19 protein-coding genes are annotated in these 15,095 nt (G+C 62.8%); 11 read left to right on the top strand and 8 right to left on the bottom strand.

The annotated features are described in order from the left end of the window. The first annotated feature begins 97 nt into the window (after nucleotides 1-97). Nucleotides 98-703: a flavodoxin domain-containing protein gene (locus tag NGM68_RS13170; RefSeq protein ID WP_252698699.1), complete on the top strand. Its 606-nt coding sequence runs from the start codon at nucleotides 98-100 to the stop codon at nucleotides 701-703. A gap of 72 nt (nucleotides 704-775) precedes the next feature. Here the strand turns inward: NGM68_RS13170 and NGM68_RS13165 are convergent, their stop codons facing one another. Continuing rightward, nucleotides 776-2,497: a carbamoyltransferase family protein gene (locus NGM68_RS13165; RefSeq protein WP_252698698.1), complete on the bottom strand. Its 1,722-nt coding sequence runs from the start codon at nucleotides 2,495-2,497 to the stop codon at nucleotides 776-778. Between the two features lie 116 nt (nucleotides 2,498-2,613). Between NGM68_RS13165 and NGM68_RS13160 the strand changes: the two genes are divergently transcribed. From NGM68_RS13160 to NGM68_RS13150, 3 genes are all read left to right on the top strand, one after another. Further along, entirely contained in the window at nucleotides 2,614-2,988 is a 375-nt protein-coding gene (locus NGM68_RS13160) for a winged helix-turn-helix domain-containing protein (RefSeq protein WP_252698697.1), read from the top strand. A gap of 5 nt (nucleotides 2,989-2,993) precedes the next feature. Beyond that, on the top strand, nucleotides 2,994-3,257 hold the full coding sequence (locus tag NGM68_RS13155; protein WP_252701429.1) for a DUF7521 family protein: 264 nt from the start codon (nucleotides 2,994-2,996) through the stop codon (nucleotides 3,255-3,257). A gap of 134 nt (nucleotides 3,258-3,391) precedes the next feature. Further along, on the top strand, nucleotides 3,392-4,240 hold the full coding sequence (locus NGM68_RS13150) for a TdeIII family type II restriction endonuclease (RefSeq protein WP_252698696.1): 849 nt from the start codon (nucleotides 3,392-3,394) through the stop codon (nucleotides 4,238-4,240). A 10-nt stretch (nucleotides 4,241-4,250) separates the two neighbouring features. On the opposite strand, the gene NGM68_RS13145 is transcribed toward NGM68_RS13150, so the two are convergent. Then, entirely contained in the window at nucleotides 4,251-4,451 is a 201-nt protein-coding gene (locus NGM68_RS13145; RefSeq protein WP_252698695.1) for a hypothetical protein, read from the bottom strand. Between the two features lie 149 nt (nucleotides 4,452-4,600). Between NGM68_RS13145 and NGM68_RS13140 the strand changes: the two genes are divergently transcribed. After that, entirely contained in the window at nucleotides 4,601-5,965 is a 1,365-nt protein-coding gene (locus tag NGM68_RS13140) for a DNA cytosine methyltransferase (RefSeq protein WP_252698694.1), read from the top strand. A gap of 105 nt (nucleotides 5,966-6,070) precedes the next feature. On the opposite strand, the gene NGM68_RS13135 is transcribed toward NGM68_RS13140, so the two are convergent. From NGM68_RS13135 to NGM68_RS13120, 4 genes are all read right to left on the bottom strand, one after another. Beyond that, nucleotides 6,071-6,961: a hypothetical protein gene (locus NGM68_RS13135; protein WP_252698693.1), complete on the bottom strand. Its 891-nt coding sequence runs from the start codon at nucleotides 6,959-6,961 to the stop codon at nucleotides 6,071-6,073. Nucleotides 6,962-7,244: 283 nt separating this feature from the next. Further along, nucleotides 7,245-7,784 carry a hypothetical protein gene (locus NGM68_RS13130; RefSeq protein WP_252698692.1) on the bottom strand — a complete coding sequence of 180 codons (540 nt, stop codon included), beginning with the start codon at nucleotides 7,782-7,784 and terminating at the stop codon, nucleotides 7,245-7,247. A 227-nt stretch (nucleotides 7,785-8,011) separates the two neighbouring features. Continuing rightward, a complete protein-coding gene (gene mobA, locus NGM68_RS13125; protein ID WP_252698691.1) occupies nucleotides 8,012-8,674 on the bottom strand; it encodes a molybdenum cofactor guanylyltransferase in 663 nt (220 codons plus the stop codon). Nucleotides 8,675-8,778: 104 nt separating this feature from the next. After that, nucleotides 8,779-9,213: a universal stress protein gene (locus tag NGM68_RS13120; protein WP_252698690.1), complete on the bottom strand. Its 435-nt coding sequence runs from the start codon at nucleotides 9,211-9,213 to the stop codon at nucleotides 8,779-8,781. A gap of 133 nt (nucleotides 9,214-9,346) precedes the next feature. On the opposite strand from NGM68_RS13120, the gene NGM68_RS13115 reads away from it, so the two are divergent. Beyond that, nucleotides 9,347-10,183, top strand: a complete 837-nt coding sequence (locus NGM68_RS13115; RefSeq protein WP_252698689.1) for a universal stress protein — start codon at nucleotides 9,347-9,349, stop codon at nucleotides 10,181-10,183. 9 nt (nucleotides 10,184-10,192) lie between these two features. Here the strand turns inward: NGM68_RS13115 and NGM68_RS13110 are convergent, their stop codons facing one another. Both NGM68_RS13110 and NGM68_RS13105 read right to left on the bottom strand, forming a co-directional pair. Continuing rightward, complete coding sequence (locus NGM68_RS13110) at nucleotides 10,193-10,597, bottom strand: VOC family protein (RefSeq protein ID WP_252698688.1); 405 nt, start codon at nucleotides 10,595-10,597, stop codon at nucleotides 10,193-10,195. Between the two features lie 146 nt (nucleotides 10,598-10,743). Continuing rightward, nucleotides 10,744-11,382: a plastocyanin/azurin family copper-binding protein gene (locus NGM68_RS13105; protein WP_252698687.1), complete on the bottom strand. Its 639-nt coding sequence runs from the start codon at nucleotides 11,380-11,382 to the stop codon at nucleotides 10,744-10,746. A gap of 136 nt (nucleotides 11,383-11,518) precedes the next feature. Between NGM68_RS13105 and NGM68_RS13100 the strand changes: the two genes are divergently transcribed. The 5 genes from NGM68_RS13100 to NGM68_RS13080 all read left to right on the top strand — a co-directional run bounded on the left by NGM68_RS13100 (nucleotide 11,519) and on the right by NGM68_RS13080 (nucleotide 15,067). Then, on the top strand, nucleotides 11,519-11,974 hold the full coding sequence (locus tag NGM68_RS13100; protein WP_252698686.1) for a pyridoxamine 5'-phosphate oxidase family protein: 456 nt from the start codon (nucleotides 11,519-11,521) through the stop codon (nucleotides 11,972-11,974). A gap of 188 nt (nucleotides 11,975-12,162) precedes the next feature. After that, the gene (locus NGM68_RS13095) at nucleotides 12,163-12,588 is read left to right on the top strand and encodes a universal stress protein (RefSeq protein WP_252698685.1); all 426 of its coding nucleotides are present in this window, start codon (nucleotides 12,163-12,165) and stop codon (nucleotides 12,586-12,588) included. A gap of 76 nt (nucleotides 12,589-12,664) precedes the next feature. After that, nucleotides 12,665-13,429 (top strand): sugar phosphate isomerase/epimerase family protein, encoded by a 765-nt coding sequence (locus NGM68_RS13090; protein ID WP_252698684.1) that lies wholly within the window; start codon nucleotides 12,665-12,667, stop codon nucleotides 13,427-13,429. A 151-nt stretch (nucleotides 13,430-13,580) separates the two neighbouring features. After that, a complete protein-coding gene (locus NGM68_RS13085) occupies nucleotides 13,581-14,018 on the top strand; it encodes a universal stress protein (protein WP_252698683.1) in 438 nt (145 codons plus the stop codon). 164 nt (nucleotides 14,019-14,182) lie between these two features. Continuing rightward, nucleotides 14,183-15,067, top strand: a complete 885-nt coding sequence (locus NGM68_RS13080) for a universal stress protein (protein ID WP_252698682.1) — start codon at nucleotides 14,183-14,185, stop codon at nucleotides 15,065-15,067. Nucleotides 15,068-15,095 lie beyond the last annotated feature (28 nt).

The raw sequence follows: 15,095 nt of genomic DNA, 5'->3' as shown, positions 1-15,095 counted from the left end.
TGTGGGAACGCCACCGGTCGAGTCGGGCATCAATCGTCGACGATAGCTGGCCTCCTTCCTTTATCGTCCTCGATCGAGTAGTCCCCTCGAGTGTCCCATGCGCTCGTTTTACATCGTCTACGGAACTGGAGAAGGCCAGACTGCGAAGGTAGCGTCCAGAATCGCCGACGTTCTCACCGATCGTGGACACCAAGCGACGACGGTCGACGTGAGCGTCCGGAACGGCGACGTCGCGCTTGAGGATGTCGACGCGGTACTCGTCGGGTCGTCCATCCACGCCGGAAAACAGCAATCTACAGTGAGGAAGTTCGTACAGGTGAACCGAGATACGCTGGCCGGGATGCCGACGGCGTTTTTCCAGGTATCGCTCTCCTCTGCCGACGAGCAGGGAGCCGAACAGGCCGCAGGTTACGTCGAGACGTTCATCGAGGAGACGGGCTGGCATCCCGACCGAATCGGGCTGTTCGGCGGGGCGCTGCGCTACTCGGAGTACGGCTTCCTCAAACGACTTCTGATGAAACAAATTGCGAAGCGAACGGTCGAGGATCCACCCGATCCCGACCCAGCGGGCGACATCGAGTTCACCGACTGGAACGAAGTCGAGGCGTTCGCCGCCGACATCGCCGCTTTCGTGGAGGGGCTACTCGGCGTGACGCCCCCCGAGAGCGATCCGGAAATCGACTCGAGCAGCGATCCCGGCTGATCGCAGTCGGTTCGAACCGAGAAATCGTGTGGTGATGTCGGACGACTCGAACAGGCGACCGAACCAGCGACGCTACGATGACCCCTTCTCGACCACGAGATCCTCGAGCACGAGCACGTCCAGCCCCATCCCGTAGAAGTCTTTGATCGCGTGTGTCGGCGTCCGGACGATCGGTTCGGCGTGGTCGTTGAACGAGGTGTTGAGCACGACCGGGACGCCGGTGATGTCCGCGAACTCCGAGATGAGTCGATAGTACCGGGGATGTTGCTCCTCGCGAACGGTCTGTGGTCGCGTCGAATCGTCAGCGGGGTGGATCACGGCCTCGAGGTCGTCCACCCTGTCCGGGTTGGTGTCGTAGGCGTCGATCATGAACGGTGCGGGCCCGCCGTCGACGAGGTACTCCGGGGCTGCCTCCTCGAGCATCGACGGGGCGAACGGACGCCACTCCTCGCGGTGCTTGACGAAGCGGTTGACCCGGTCGCGCGAGGCGGCCGTTCTGGGATCGGCGAGGATGCTTCGACTACCCAGCGCACGCGGCCCAATCTCCATCCGTCCCTGGAACCAGCCGACGAGCTGTCCGTCGGCCAGTCGCTCGGCGACGTAGCGCTCGAGGTCGTTCGGCTCCGTGTAGGCGATCTTGTTCGTCTCGAGGGTCTCTCGAATCTCCTCGGTGTCGTAGGACGGGCCGAGGTAGACGGTCGTCTGCCGGTCGACCGCGTCGGAGCGTTGCTCGGCCCAGCCGGCACCCAGTGCGAGCCCCGCGTCGTGGGCGACCGGCTGGATGAACACGTCGTCGACCGCCGGGGACTCCCGGACGTACTTGTTGAGCTTGCAGTTGAGGGCGACGCCGCCGGCCAGGGCGACGTTCGCAGTGCCCAGTTGTCTTACTGCGTCCTCGACGATATCGACGACCGTCTCCTCGAGTAGTTTCTGGACGGTGTGGGCGAGGTCTTTCTCCCACTGGTCGAACTCCCCGCGCGTCTCGTTTCGCGAGCGTCCGAAGGCATCCTCGAGCCGTTCGATTCCGTAGCCCGTCCCCCATCGTTTGGTGAGTTCGGTGACGTCGTAGTCGACGCCGGTCTCGATTAGATCGCGAAGGACGCGCTCGATCTGCGGGTTGTCCTCCCCGTAGGGAGCGAGCCCCATCACCTTCCCCTCCCCGTTGAACATCCTGTAGCCGAGGAACTCCGTGACGATGGCGAAAAGGAGGCCCAGACTGTTTGGGTGATCGTACGTCCGTATTCGCCTGAGCCCGTTGGGTGTGGCGTACCAGACGACCGTCGAATCGTACTCCCCCTTGGCGTCAATCGTGAGGACGACGGCCTCGTCGAACCCAGACGGGTGGAACGCACTGGCAGCGTGACAGCGGTGGTGTGCGAGCGTTTCGACCGGCGGTACCGGCGTGCCGATCTCCTCGAGGCGGGACTCGATCTGACGGGTCGGGACGAACCGGCTGCGCACCTGCGTGACGAGGGTGTGTTCGAGCGCCGACGCTTTCCGTACGATGCCGGGGACGCGTATCGCGTCGGTCAGGTAGTGCCCGGTAATCTCGCTACGGAGGGAGGGATCGTACGGCAGCAGAATCCGGTCGACGTCCGATAGGTGGAGGTCGCGATACTCGAGGCACGCTCGAATCGCGTTTTCGGGGAACGTCTCGGTGGCGTGTTTCTCCCGCGTGTAGCGCTCTTCCTCGACACCGAACACCGGCGTGCCGTCTTCGAAGAGGACGGCACTCGGGTCGTGTTGTCCGTAGAGACCGATCGCGGGTTTAAATGCGAGCAGATAGTCAGTCATGGTTCCGTGAATTCGTCGCTACCCTCTAGGGTAACGGACTGGTACAAAACACCAGTGGACTTTTGCTGACCAGGCAAATCGCCGCTTATTTGTGTGAGAACGGTGAGCGGGCCACCGTGCATTCGAAGGGAACCGCGCACGGTGGGTCGTCGGAGTCGTCGGAGATTTTCCAAGTACTCGCGGACGACTACGCGCGCCAGATACTGCTCGAGGCGGATCGACAACCGATGACCGCAAAAGCGCTGAGCGACGCGTGTGACGCCTCGCTCGCGACCATCTATCGACGGGTGTCGATGTTACAGGAACACGACCTCCTCGAGGAACGCACCACGATCGGGCCCGACGGCTCGCACAGAAGCGAGTTCGAGACCGTCCTCGAGGGACTGCACGTCAGCCTCACGGGCGGGGAGTTGACGCTCACGCTCGAGACGCGTGACGAACTCGCTGACAACTTTACGGCGCTGTGGGACGAATTACGAGGCGACCGATGAGTTCGATCGAGGCGCCGTTCGTACTCGCGAAACTGATTACGCTCGTGTTAAGCCTCGCCGTCGCCTACCTCGCCTACCACGGCTACCGTCGCAACGGTCGCGAACCGATGCTGTACGTCTCCGCCGGGTTCGTCTTCATCGGCGCGGGAGCGATTTGTGAGGGACTCATCTACCTGGTCTTTGGCACGTCGATCCTCTCTGCAGGCCTCATTCAGGCGGTCATCGTCTCGAGCGGGCTGATTCTCGTGCTGGTCTCGCTGACGAAGTAATCGATTGCGGTGGGTGTTGCAGGATGACCGAGAATCGAATGTGGTGGATGGTTCCGTAGAGACCGAGGACGCACCATAAAAGCCGACAGTCAAACACCCAAACCATTTTGCGGAGACGGCGTAAGGATCGGTCGATGGAGCAACGGTTCGAGCACATCGGTGACACAGAGTTGGATCCGGCGACGAAGGCGGAACTACGGGCGGTGACCGACGGCTTCTTCGAGCGCCCCCTCGAGAAGGCTGGCAACTTCGACTGGCCGGAGTTCAAGCGCAACGAGGCGTTCAAGGCGATCATGATGCCCTCGCCACTGTTCTGGGTACTCGCTAATTTCGAACGCAGTTTCACCCAGAAACTCGGCCAGCAGATGTACGAGGAGTTCGGGCGCGCGGTGGCGAACACGAACGACGCCGTCGGCCCGGCCGAAACCCAGCACGCCTGTACCGACCTCGAGTTGAGCCACGCCGAGGAGAATCGAATCGAGACGATCATCGGTGAGCTAGCCGACGGCGACCGTGAACCCGACTGGGAGCGCGAAACGGCCGAGGTGCTGGCGGTCGACTCGAGCCAGTCGAGCTTCAAGCCGATCGGACGGATTACGTGGGATCTCTGGATCGAGGACTTTCGAAACGGGCAGCCCCTCGCCGCCGAAATCAAGACGCCGAAACCCAACCGTGATCAGACGATGGAGTCGAAACGTCAGATGCTGAAGACGGTTGCCGCCTACAAACACCGCAAGGAACCGACGCCGATCTGTCGGTACGTCTTCCCGTTCAATCCCTACGGCAGCCTCGAGGACTATAGCTGGTGGCCTCCGCAGGCGTTTTTCGACGTCAAATCGAGCGACGGGATGCTCATCGCCGAGGAGTTTTGGGACGGGATCGGCGGCCCGGGGACGATGGAGGGGCTCTTTAACTTCTTGCTCGAGGAGTCAGCTGGCAACATCGAGAAGCTGAAAGCGCTCGCCGGGGACGAAACGCTGTAGCGTTGTCAACTCACTCGTTATTGGCGATCGTCTCCACGGCGACCACGAGCCTGTAAAATAAATACAGCACAATCAACACGACTGTCGTGTGGAAGACCGGATACATCGCACCGATGTCCAGCAGCGTTATACCGGTGAAAAGTACCCCCAGCAGTACGAACACTGCTATGATCCCGAGTGTTTTCATCACGCTATTCGTCGTGGATGCCATGTATCAGGCGTTATCGGCGGTTAGTTATTAAAGTGCTGAATAGAAATTATTTCAACCAACTACGGTAGCAGCGTGTATACGAACTCGAGACACACCTCGCGGCCGTTCCCCGATGCATATATACCCCCGCAGTCAATCGAGGATAGGAAATGAACGCGATCGACCTGTTCTGTGGTGCGGGTGGGTTCAGCGCCGGTTTCGAGGACGCCGGCATCGACGTTCGCTACGGGGTCGACACCGACGAGCGCGCCCTCGAGAGCTTCGAGGCCAACCACGAGGGAACCGGCATTCTACACGACATCAGCGAGGGCGTTCCCTCAGAAATCAAGGATCTCGATGTGGACGTCGTCTTCGGCAGTCCACCTTGCCAGGGCTTCAGCGACGCTCGCGGCTCCAGGCGGCTGGACGACGAGCGCAACCAGCTCGTCTTCTCCTTCATCCAGTGGGTCGCCCACTTCGAACCCGACTACGTGATGATGGAGAACGTCGCCGGCATGACCACCATCGGCGAGGCGTTCCTCGAGGCGATCGAAGCCGAGTTCGCGGCCGCCGGCTACCGGGTCGAGTGGGAGACGCTGAACGCCGCCGACTTCGGTGTCCCACAGACCCGAGAGCGAGTGATCTACTGCGGCGTCCGCGAGGATCTCACCGTCGAGCCGTCGCTCCCGACCGGCACCCACAGTGAAGGCGGGGGCGGGCAACTGACCCTCGAGGGCGAGCGGATGCAGGGCTGGACGACCGTCTCGGCGGCCCTCGAGGATCTTCCCGACCCGACCGAAGACGGGACGGTCGACCTGCCGCCACTGTCCGAGTTCCCCGACAACGAGTACCTCCCGCTCGTACGCGACGGTGCAACCACGACCGAGAATCACACGGCGAAGGAGCCGGCGACCGACGAGGACACCCGCCACATCGTCGACGCCCTCGAGCCAGGCGAGATGTACCGCTCGAGCCGCTTTGGCGACCGCTATCGCCAGGTTTGGGATCTGCTGGCACACCGCTTTAGCGCCGTCGAACGGGACGCCCTCCACTTCATCGCCCGTCACCGAACCCGGAAGGCGTACAGGATGAACGGTAAGTCCGTCGGCGCGGTGCCCGACCATCTCATCGCCGAGGGGATCGACCACGACGATGACGAGGTTTACGAGGCACTCGAGCGGCTCCACGACGACGGGTGGATCCGTACCGACGAGGAAGATGGCACCCTCGGCTACGACCTGAACACCAAATCGGGGATCCGGCCGCGGTACATGCGCCTCGAGCCGGACGGCCAGTCGAACACCATCATGACGACGGATTTCAACCCACGGGACAAGCTGCATCCGACCGAAAACCGGGGACTCTCGCTCCGCGAGGGAGCGCGAATTCAGAGCTTCCCGGACACCTTCGTGTTCGAGGGTCGATTCGACGACGTCGCCAATCAGATCGGGAACGCGGTACCGCCGCTGATGGCAAAACGGCTGGGGGAGCACGTACTCGATATCGCGGGGAAGAAACCACCCCATCCGCAGTGAGCGATGCCGTCTCGCTTCTGAGAACGTCCTGACCTAGGCCCGTTTGCTCTCGTTACATGCACCTGCCACCGCTTCGACGATCGACGACCGGCGGACGCTCGAGCCTCACCACGATCCAAAGAGGTCTCGAGGCTTCCGGTCAGGGACGACCGCGTCAGGGAGCACCGACCAGCCGAGTGGCTCCTCGTCGGGATCCACGTCAGTGTCGAACCCGGGGTCGTTCGCCGGCGGGCCGCCGCGATTCTCCGGCGGCGGCGCACCGTGAGCGTGTGTTCCGTCAGGATGTGGAACGGCCCAGACGTGCATCATGCACGGGGTTCGACACGGAATCGACAGTTCCCCGTCCCGATAGTCGCGTTCGTACACCTGCCGGTAGTACTTCCAGGCGAATCGACCGGGTAACCCCCGGTGATAGTGCCAGGGAGAACATCGACCGTCCGTGTCGTCCGTGTCGTCGGTGCCGTCGATGCCATCCTCCGCCCCATCTTGTGTGTAGAGCGTCGGCGGTACGTCGACCGGATCGCCGTCGATGGTTGCGATGAACATGAGGCCGATCGGTCGCCATAACTCGTTGTCGACGAGAACGGATTCGGGGCGGTCGGGGTCGAGCAGCACGTGGTCGCCGATGTACTCGGGGTTCAACCAGTGTGACCAGCCGGACGAGGTACCCGGGCGTTTGACGTCGAAGTACGGAACGAAACCTCGATCGATCAACTTCCCAACGGTGTCGTACCTGGTGTCGATCGTCTCCCGCGCTCGCTCCCTGAGTTCCATCGTTTTCGGATGGTCGTCCGCACACCCGTCCACGCTCGCCCCCTCGCAGGGAGCCATATCCGTCCCGATCGTCGCGTCCGGACACCGCGAAACGCTCCTGAAGCCCTCGGATCGGTTCGCCGTCGCCGTTCCAATCCCCGATGCGGACAGACCCGCTGTCCCGGCCGCCACCGTAAGCAGCGTTCGGCGGCGGATTACCTGATTGTCGCGTTCGGTTCCCATGTCACGGCGTAGCACGACATCGCTGGTTGTAAATCATGTAGGCGATCGGTCTGACTGCCGGCGTGGCCGAACGGTCACCGCAGTCGAACCGGTTGAGGAACGTGCGTTCTGCCTCCGGGTACGCGCCGCTGTCGGGATTTCGTCGCTCGAACTTCTCACCGCCATCCAGGGTCTCGAGTTCCTTACTGCTACCCTGGGTCTCGAGTATCCCTTACTGGCGACCAGAAAGTCGTCGACACGAAAACGGACGAATCGTCGTGGCTGGTGACTCGTTTCAGGGCACTCAACAGGGGCCGACGAAACAGGCGAGACAGTCCATCCGTCGCAGGTCGAGGAGGTAGGATGCGTTCGCGTTCATTCGATCTCCGATGCGGCGTCTGTACTGGTGCAACGGTGCGTCCCCGGACTCGATCATCGACTCGAGGCGGTCGAAGGACAGCCGCCAGACCCCCTCCATCTCCTCCACGGAGGCTCCGTACCCGCTGAGTTCGTCGTGCCATCGTACCCAGAAGAGGATAGCCGGGTCGTTCTTCCGCTGGTATCGACGGTAGTCGTTGGCGTTGAACGTGACGACGTACTGCGGCGGGAGGTCGTAGTTCGATTCCGCGGTGAAAAACGGCGTCTCCTGGGTCTTCAGGTCGGCCGCTTCGCCGTCGACGAGGAGGTCGAGGGCGGTTGGATCGTCGTCTTTGGCCGGGTTTCGGTCGGCGTCCAGTCCAATTTCCGGGGCGACTGACTCGAGGAACGTCCCCTCGCGTTGCTCGCCGAAGCGTAGCCACGGCGTTTTGTCCTCGGTGTCGGCGGGTTTGTCGGCGTGATCCATGTGTCATCGCCACGTAACGAAGTGGAATGATAGTTCCGGCTCAGGTTCGATCGTCCCCACTACTACAGATGGTGAAGTGTGAGTGTGTACAATGCTACAAAATATATAGTTACGAAACCGCCGTAACTACAAAAAGTATAGTTCGAGGTCAGCGGTGCTGATCGAGATCGACGAGGTTACCGTCGACACAGCACCCTCGAGTCGAGCCGCTACTGCGACCACACGGATCACCGCTCTCGAGCCGTCTCGAGATCAGCCTGCGTGTCGATGCTGTCGAACGTCTCGAGGGTGGTGTGTTCCAGCACCGCCGATTCCTTGACGACTACCCACTCGAGACGGTCGAGGGCGGCCAGAATCTTGCCCTCGTCCGCCTCGAGGGCCTCCATACAGGCGGTGGCCATCGGCTCGGTTTGGTACACTGCCTGGGTCGTCTGATACCAGCCGTCCTCGAGTTTCGGGACGACGGCCGCCGGTTCCGTGGCCACAGACTCCGTATTCTCGCCGGCGACAGTCGTCTCGCCTTCGGCCACCTCGAACAAAAACGCGAGAAAGTGCGGGTCGACGAACGGCATATCACACGCGACGACGGCCGAAAGCGGTGCCTCGGCGGCCTCGAGGCCCGCCAGGATCCCCGCAAGCGGCCCCAGATCGGGCGTCGGATCGACGGCGAATCGATAGTCTACGGGGAGTTCCTCGAGTGCGCTCGTGAGAACCTCGACCTGTTCAGCCCGACAGTTGACGACGAGTTCGTCCGTGACGCAAGCGACTCGCTCCGCGACGCGAGCGACCATCGGAGTCCCCTGGAGGTCGGCGACGGCTTTGTCCGACTCACCGAACCGGGTCGAAAAGCCACCCGCGAGGATGACGCCAGCGCGTTCGGGATCGGTCATCACCGTACGCGTTCGTATCCGACACTATTAACGTCTGCCCGCTCTCCAGAGACGTCGTCCCGTACTGAGCCTCGAGCCCGAAGACCCACGAACTACCGTCTTCGCTACGCTGTCGGGCGAACCACCGTGACGGGAACGACCGACCGGCGAACGATCGTTTCCGCAACGCTCCCGAGCAAAAAGCGGGCGACCCCACGCTTGCCGTGGCTCCCGATGACGATCTGATCGACGTCGTGATCGTCGGCGTAGCGGACGATCGTCTCCGCGGGCCGCCCAGCCTCGAGTTCCGTCTCGACCGACATACCGTCCGGAACCGTCTCGAGGAGCGACTCGAGGACGTGTTGGCCCTTCTCCCGTTCGTTTTTGAACTCGTCGTCCAGCCTAAAGCCGGGATAGGCCTGTTGGCGGCTGAACTCGATCATCGGATCCATCACGTACAACAGCGTTAACGTCCCGTCCGAAAGCTGTTCGATGGCGTACTTGAGCGCTTTTCGGGCGGCTGGCGAGCCGTCGACCGGAACGAGAACGTGTGTGGCCATACGGAAAACTTCGAAGCCGGTCGCAAAAACGTGTGGGATGGAATGACTCGACCGCGCCAGAGGGAGTCGGCGCCTTCCCGGTAGCTGACACTGAGGACAGTCGTTCAAGGGGCCAGCCGTCGTAGGAGACGCAATGTACCACCACGTACTCATCGCGACGGACGGAAGCGACCTCGCGACACGAGCAGGTGAACAGGGGCTCGCCATCGCGGAAGCGGCCGGTGCGACCGTTCACGTCGTCTCCGTTCTCGAGGAGTTAGAGGGGGAAACCCCCACTGACACCGAGCGAAAGCGCCACCGTGACTGGGTCGAGCAAATCGAATCGGCGGCGATCGACCGCGGGTGTGACGTCGTCACGAGCGTTCCAACAGGGCATCCCAGCCGTGCGATCCTCGAGTACGCAGACGAGAACGGAATCGACCTCGTCGTCCTCGGCACCCACGGCCGGACGGGGCTCAAGCGCTGGATCATGGGCAGCGTCGCGAGCGCCGTCGTCCGCGAAGCACGGTGTCACGTCCTGACGGTCAACGGCTCCGTCCAGACCGTACAGGAGCAGTTCGACGACATTCTGATCGCAACCGATGGCCGACCCGGGGTAGATCGGGCCGTCGACGCAGGCCTCGACCTGGCGGAGGCCGCCGGGGCGACCGTCCACTCGCTGTACGTCGTCGACGACGTTCACTCGCGAACGAACGTCGTCCTCGAGTCGTTCGAAGCCGTCGGGGAGCAGTCGACGGCCGTCATCGCCGCCCGGGCGGCCGAACGCGGGCTCTCGAGCGAACGGGCGATACAGCGGGGCATCCCGCACGAGGAAATCGTCGCCTACGCCGACGAACGAGATATCGACCTCGTCGTCATGGGCGTCGAGAGCCTGTCGTCGCTCGAGCGACTCGTCGTGGGGAGCGTCTCACAGCGGGTCGTCGCGACCGCTCCGGCACCCGTCCTGACGGTTCGGACGCTCTCGAAATAGGACGGGCAGCTATCGAGGTGGCGACTGCACACAGAACCCGTTTCCTTCGGGGTCGCGCATGACAGTCCAGGTTTCGGTGTACGGGCCGGTCGTTTCGGTCTTGGTTTCGAGGACGGTCGCTCCCAACTCGGTCAGCCGCTCGACGGCAGCGTCGCGATCCGCCACGTTGAGATCGAGGTGAATCGGAATGTGTTCGGGCGACGAGCACGGCATCTTTTTGAAAAACAGCCGAGGCCCCTGTCCCGACGGATCGACGGCCCCTGCGGCCGCATTGACGTCACCGCCTTCGGCTTCGATCGCCTCGAGAAGGTCTGGCGGGGGCGTCTCTACGTCGTACTCGAGGGCTGCAGCCCAAAATTCGGCGAGTGCACCGGGATCGTTACAGGCGAAGGTGATGTTGCCAATAGCCGCCATAGTGTCACGTCAACACTTGTCACTAAATCAGTTCCTGTATTCCGTCGCCCCGATTCGCTTAGGGCGGGGAATTTTGCTCGAGCCAACCCGCCCGAGATCGCTTCCACCCACCCCAACTCGCTCTTGGCTCGCTCGAGCGAGCCAAGTCACCCCTGTGGATCGCTACCGTACTTGAGGAAGAGGTATACCAACGTCATCACCGCGACCAGCGCGACGATGGTAGCCACCAGCAGCGTGATCGCTGGTTCCGGAACGATCTCCGGGAGGGCTCCATCCCCGTCGCCGACGGTCGCCTCGGGATCGACGACAATCGTACCGACCATCCCCAATCCGATGTGCGGAGTACAGTGGAAATCGTACTGGCCTTCGGTCTCGAACGTAAATTCGTACTCGAACCCGGTGTCCTCGATCGGTTCGTAGCCGTCCCACCCTGCCTCGTCCGGCTGGTCGTCGACGACGATGTTGTGGTTGTCCGTGATCCAGACGAACTCGACGAGCGTTCCCGGTGGGATCTCCAGCGGGCTGTCCGTTCCGGGCTCATAGGCGTAGTCGACGAGGTCGACGGTGATCGCCTCCCCTGTGGCGGGCTCTTCGTCACCCTCGTCCTCTTCCTGTCCGTTTTCCTCTTCCTGCCCGTTCTCCTCGGTCTCCGGTTCGTCTTCGTCCTGAGCACCGACCGTCCGTGATCCCACGAGGACAGCGAGGCCGACGCCGGCCCAGTGCAGTAGCTGTCGCCGGTCGGGCGCATCCATCCCCTCGGGTCGTGCCGGGTCGCGGGACACCATCGACGAATCCACGACAGAGAGGAGCAAATAAGAACAGGGAACCGATCAGATTCGATTGCTTTCGACGTTCTGTTCGCCCTGAAAGTATTCGTGTCGCCGAATGAGCTATTTCTAGTCACTCGTCGTAGGGTCGGCTATGCAAGAGCTCCGATGGGTGCAACTCACTCGAGACGAAATCGATGCGTTTCTCGGCCGGGGCGGAACGGGCGTCATCTCGTTCGGAACCGCCGTCGACGAGCCGCCGTTTTCGATCCCCGTCTCCTACGGCTACTTCGCCGACGAAGGCCACTTTTACTTTCGGCTGTCGTTCCCGGCTGACCACACGGGCGGGAAAGCGACGGTCATCGACCGACCCGTGTCGTTCGTCGTCTACGGCGACCTCGACGACAGGTGGCAGAGCGTCGTCGCTCAGGGGACACTCGAGGAGGTCGCAGCCGCTCCATACGATTCGATGGCGGTGCAGGCGATGTGGGACGTCCAGATTCCAGCCGTCGACATTTTCGAGGATCCCCGCGAGGACGTCACGTTCCGGGACTTTCGAATGGTTCCCGAGACGGTAAACGGGAGAGGGGAGGTGCTGACCGAGGATTGAGCCCGAGTCACTCGTGAGTCACGATGAAACTGAAACAAATCGATCACCCCGTGAACTGCCTGGGTTCGAATACCACACCCACCCTGACCGCACCCACCCCCATCATCACCACCACCATACCACCATCACCATCACCTGGATGGCGCGGGTGGATTTACTATCGGCCCGCCCCAATGACAGCATAGCATATGCCCACCATTCTCGTTCCCCACGACGGCTCGTCGAACGCGCAGGACGCACTGTCCTACGCCCTCGAGACGTTTCCGGACGCGACGATCGTCCTGTTTCACGCGATCGATCCGTTCGAGGTGACGCCCGACGAGGAGTCGCTCCCGCCGTTGACCGACGAGTGGCTCAAGGAACAGCGCGCGGAGGCCGACGCGCTTTTCGAGCGAGCACTCGAGTCGGTCGACGACCACGTTCAGGAGCGAATCGAGACCGCCACCGCCGTCGGTTCGCCCGCCCAGTCGATCGTGGGCTACCTCGAGGACGCCGGCGTCGACCAGCTCGTCATGGGACGCCGAGGGCGGGGAAAGGCTCCGCACGCACAGATGGGGAGCACCGCGGAGATCGTGATCAAGCGAGCGAGTGTTCCCGTAACAGTTGTACGGTAATCACTATCGACACCACCTGCGTCATCCCCCTCGTGAAAGTGCCCGTCATTATAGGGTTGGACGGTCGTGATTCAGTATGGACGTTGGACTCACCGTCGGCGACTCGCTCGAGCGACTCGAACGAACGGTCGAGGGCTTCGATCTGGCGGAGTTCTCGATCGGCGAGGGGGCGGACATCGAGGCGATCGACGCGGGTCGCCTCGAGCAGGCACTGGAAGACGCCGGGGCCGACCTCTGCATCCACCTCCCGTTCACGCAGGTGGTCGTGACGCCGGTTCGGGAGATCAACGAGGGAATCCTCGCCTATCAACGGCAGTTGCTCGAGTGGGCCGGAGACCGAGGGGCGAAAAAGGCCGTGTTGCACGGAACCGCGCGGAACCCACACGACACCGACCTGCGACCGGTGTTCGCAGAGCAACTCGAGGCCATCGGCGCGGCCGCCGCCGACGCCGGTATCGAACTCGTCGTCGAAAACGTCGGCCACCAGAAACGGGGGCTGCCGTTAACGGTGCTCGGTGATCTCGCTCGCGAAACCGACACTGCTGTCTGTTTCGACGTCGGCCACGCCTACATGGAAGACGGCGACGACGGCGTCGACCGGTTTCTCTCGAGGTACGGCGACCTCGTCTCCCACCTCCACGTCCACGACGCCCGGAGCCGGGGCGACACCCACCTGCCGATCGGCGCCGGCGAAATCGACTACGGGATCGTCACCGAGCACCTCGCAGGGTTCGACGGAACCGTGGCCGTCGAGGTGTTCACCGACGATCTCCCGCTGTTGCGTGATACGGCTCAGCGGGCGACGGGATTCCTCGAGGCCGACGCGGAACGCGACGTTTGACGCCCTGGGGCTTGTCACCATCGTTCGAGACTAACGAGATAGGCCGGGTCGCATCGCTCGAGTCGCCATCTCGCCTCATATCGGTTATACGATTTTCAGTCCGCTGTGACCACGCGGGGGAACTATAGTGGTTCACAACCCACATAGTCGTATGAGCAAACACATCCTGGTGCCACTCGACGGCTCCGATCCATCCTGGGACGCGTTCGACCACGCCCTCGATCGTTACGCCGGTGAGCAGATAACCGTCTTGCACGTCGTCGATCCCGCCGAAGGCGTCTACATGGGCTACGACGGCGGCTACTACGACGGCGAAGCGTTCGATCGGGCGGTTGATCGCGGGGAAGCCCTCTGTGAGCGCGCTCGGGAGCGACTCGAGGAGCGAGACGACACAGCCGACACCGTCCTGGAGGAAGCGGTCGAAACCGGCAGACCGGCCCAGACAATTATCCGGTACGCGACCGACCACCCCGTCGACCACATCGTCATCGGGAGCCACGGTCGATCCGGCGTCTCGCGGCTTCTCCTTGGGAGCGTCGCCGAAACGGTACTCCGACGAGCGGCGGTTCCTGTGACGATCGTTCGGTAACGAGCCGAGTTGGCTCGCGTTGCCGGAGCCGATTTCGGCAGCATGCCTCTCCGCCGTCTCGTTCTCCAGCCACGGTCGAACCTCCACCGAGGTGGTGATTTTCCGGGTCTGGCTTTATACACGACGACGTGGAAGGTCGCCTCGAGTCACACTCGATTCCGCCCATGCCACGCCACGTTCTCGTTCCGATCGACGGATCGGATCACGCCGCCGCCGGTCTGGAGTACAGTCTGCAGTCGTTCCCCGACGCGACGATCACCGCCCTCTACGTCGTCAATCCCAGCCGGGATCACACCACGGGCGTCGGATCTGAGACCGACCCCGAAACGCGAGCGAAATCACGTGGCGAGCGCGTGCTCGAGAACGCCACGGATCGTGGCGACGATCACGGTCGAACGGTTCGGACGGAACTGAGAACCGGGACACCCCACACCGAAATCCTCGAGACGGCGTCCGAGAGCGACGTCGACCACATCGTCATGGGGAGCCACGGGAGGTCACCGATCACGGGCCCGTTTCTCGGGCACGTCAGTGAGACGGTCGTCCAGCGCGCCCCGGTGTCGACGACCGTCGTCCCGGAGGGCACCACCGCACTGGAAAACCGAGACCTTCCGGGGAACGTACTCGTTCCCGTCGACGGCTCCGAACAGGCCGAAGCCGCCCTCAGATACGCCCTCGAGACGTTTCCCGGGGCGACACACACCGCCTTTTACGCTCTCGAAGTGCCGTTCGACCGATCCCGCGAGGAGGTCGAAGGAACGTATCTCGAGGCGATCCTGGACGAACACGAGCGGCAGGGAGAAGAGATCCTCCAGTCTGCGGTGGCCGTCGCCGACGAATACGACGCCGAACTCGGGACGGCGTCGGCGAGCGGGAAGCCGTCGAGGGAGATCATCGCCCACGCGGAGACAGGCGACTACGACCAGATCGTGATGGGGAGCCACGGGCGCTCGCTTGCCGCCCGACTGTTCACCGGTTCCGTTGCCGAACGCGTCGCCCAGCGGTCGCCGCTGACGGTGACGCTGGTTCGGGGTGGGCGTAATGTGTGACGTCTCAAGTGCAACGTGACAGGTATAG

The sequence above is a fragment of the Natronosalvus vescus genome (genome assembly GCF_023973145.1).
Lineage (GTDB): Archaea > Halobacteriota > Halobacteria > Halobacteriales > Natrialbaceae > Natronosalvus > Natronosalvus vescus.
The sequence above is the reverse complement of the archived record's forward strand: the minus strand, read 5'-3'. Positions and strand labels throughout refer to the sequence as shown.

Coding starts and splice junctions, on each gene's coding strand:
- NGM68_RS13165 (WP_252698698.1), bottom strand. CDS start 2,497: ATGACTGACTATCTGCTCGCATTTAAACCCGCGATCGGTCTCTACGGA.
- NGM68_RS13135 (WP_252698693.1), bottom strand. CDS start 6,961: ATGGGAACCGAACGCGACAATCAGGTAATCCGCCGCCGAACGCTGCTT.
- NGM68_RS13080 (WP_252698682.1), top strand. CDS start 14,183: ATGCCACGCCACGTTCTCGTTCCGATCGACGGATCGGATCACGCCGCC.
- NGM68_RS13090 (WP_252698684.1), top strand. CDS start 12,665: ATGGACGTTGGACTCACCGTCGGCGACTCGCTCGAGCGACTCGAACGA.
- NGM68_RS13150 (WP_252698696.1), top strand. CDS start 3,392: ATGGAGCAACGGTTCGAGCACATCGGTGACACAGAGTTGGATCCGGCG.
- NGM68_RS13100 (WP_252698686.1), top strand. CDS start 11,519: ATGCAAGAGCTCCGATGGGTGCAACTCACTCGAGACGAAATCGATGCG.
- NGM68_RS13115 (WP_252698689.1), top strand. CDS start 9,347: ATGTACCACCACGTACTCATCGCGACGGACGGAAGCGACCTCGCGACA.
- NGM68_RS13130 (WP_252698692.1), bottom strand. CDS start 7,784: ATGGATCACGCCGACAAACCCGCCGACACCGAGGACAAAACGCCGTGG.
- NGM68_RS13145 (WP_252698695.1), bottom strand. CDS start 4,451: ATGGCATCCACGACGAATAGCGTGATGAAAACACTCGGGATCATAGCA.
- NGM68_RS13110 (WP_252698688.1), bottom strand. CDS start 10,597: ATGGCGGCTATTGGCAACATCACCTTCGCCTGTAACGATCCCGGTGCA.
- NGM68_RS13120 (WP_252698690.1), bottom strand. CDS start 9,213: ATGGCCACACACGTTCTCGTTCCGGTCGACGGCTCGCCAGCCGCCCGA.
- NGM68_RS13105 (WP_252698687.1), bottom strand. CDS start 11,382: ATGGTGTCCCGCGACCCGGCACGACCCGAGGGGATGGATGCGCCCGAC.
- NGM68_RS13170 (WP_252698699.1), top strand. CDS start 98: ATGCGCTCGTTTTACATCGTCTACGGAACTGGAGAAGGCCAGACTGCG.
- NGM68_RS13085 (WP_252698683.1), top strand. CDS start 13,581: ATGAGCAAACACATCCTGGTGCCACTCGACGGCTCCGATCCATCCTGG.
- NGM68_RS13095 (WP_252698685.1), top strand. CDS start 12,163: ATGCCCACCATTCTCGTTCCCCACGACGGCTCGTCGAACGCGCAGGAC.
- NGM68_RS13140 (WP_252698694.1), top strand. CDS start 4,601: ATGAACGCGATCGACCTGTTCTGTGGTGCGGGTGGGTTCAGCGCCGGT.
- mobA (WP_252698691.1), bottom strand. CDS start 8,674: ATGACCGATCCCGAACGCGCTGGCGTCATCCTCGCGGGTGGCTTTTCG.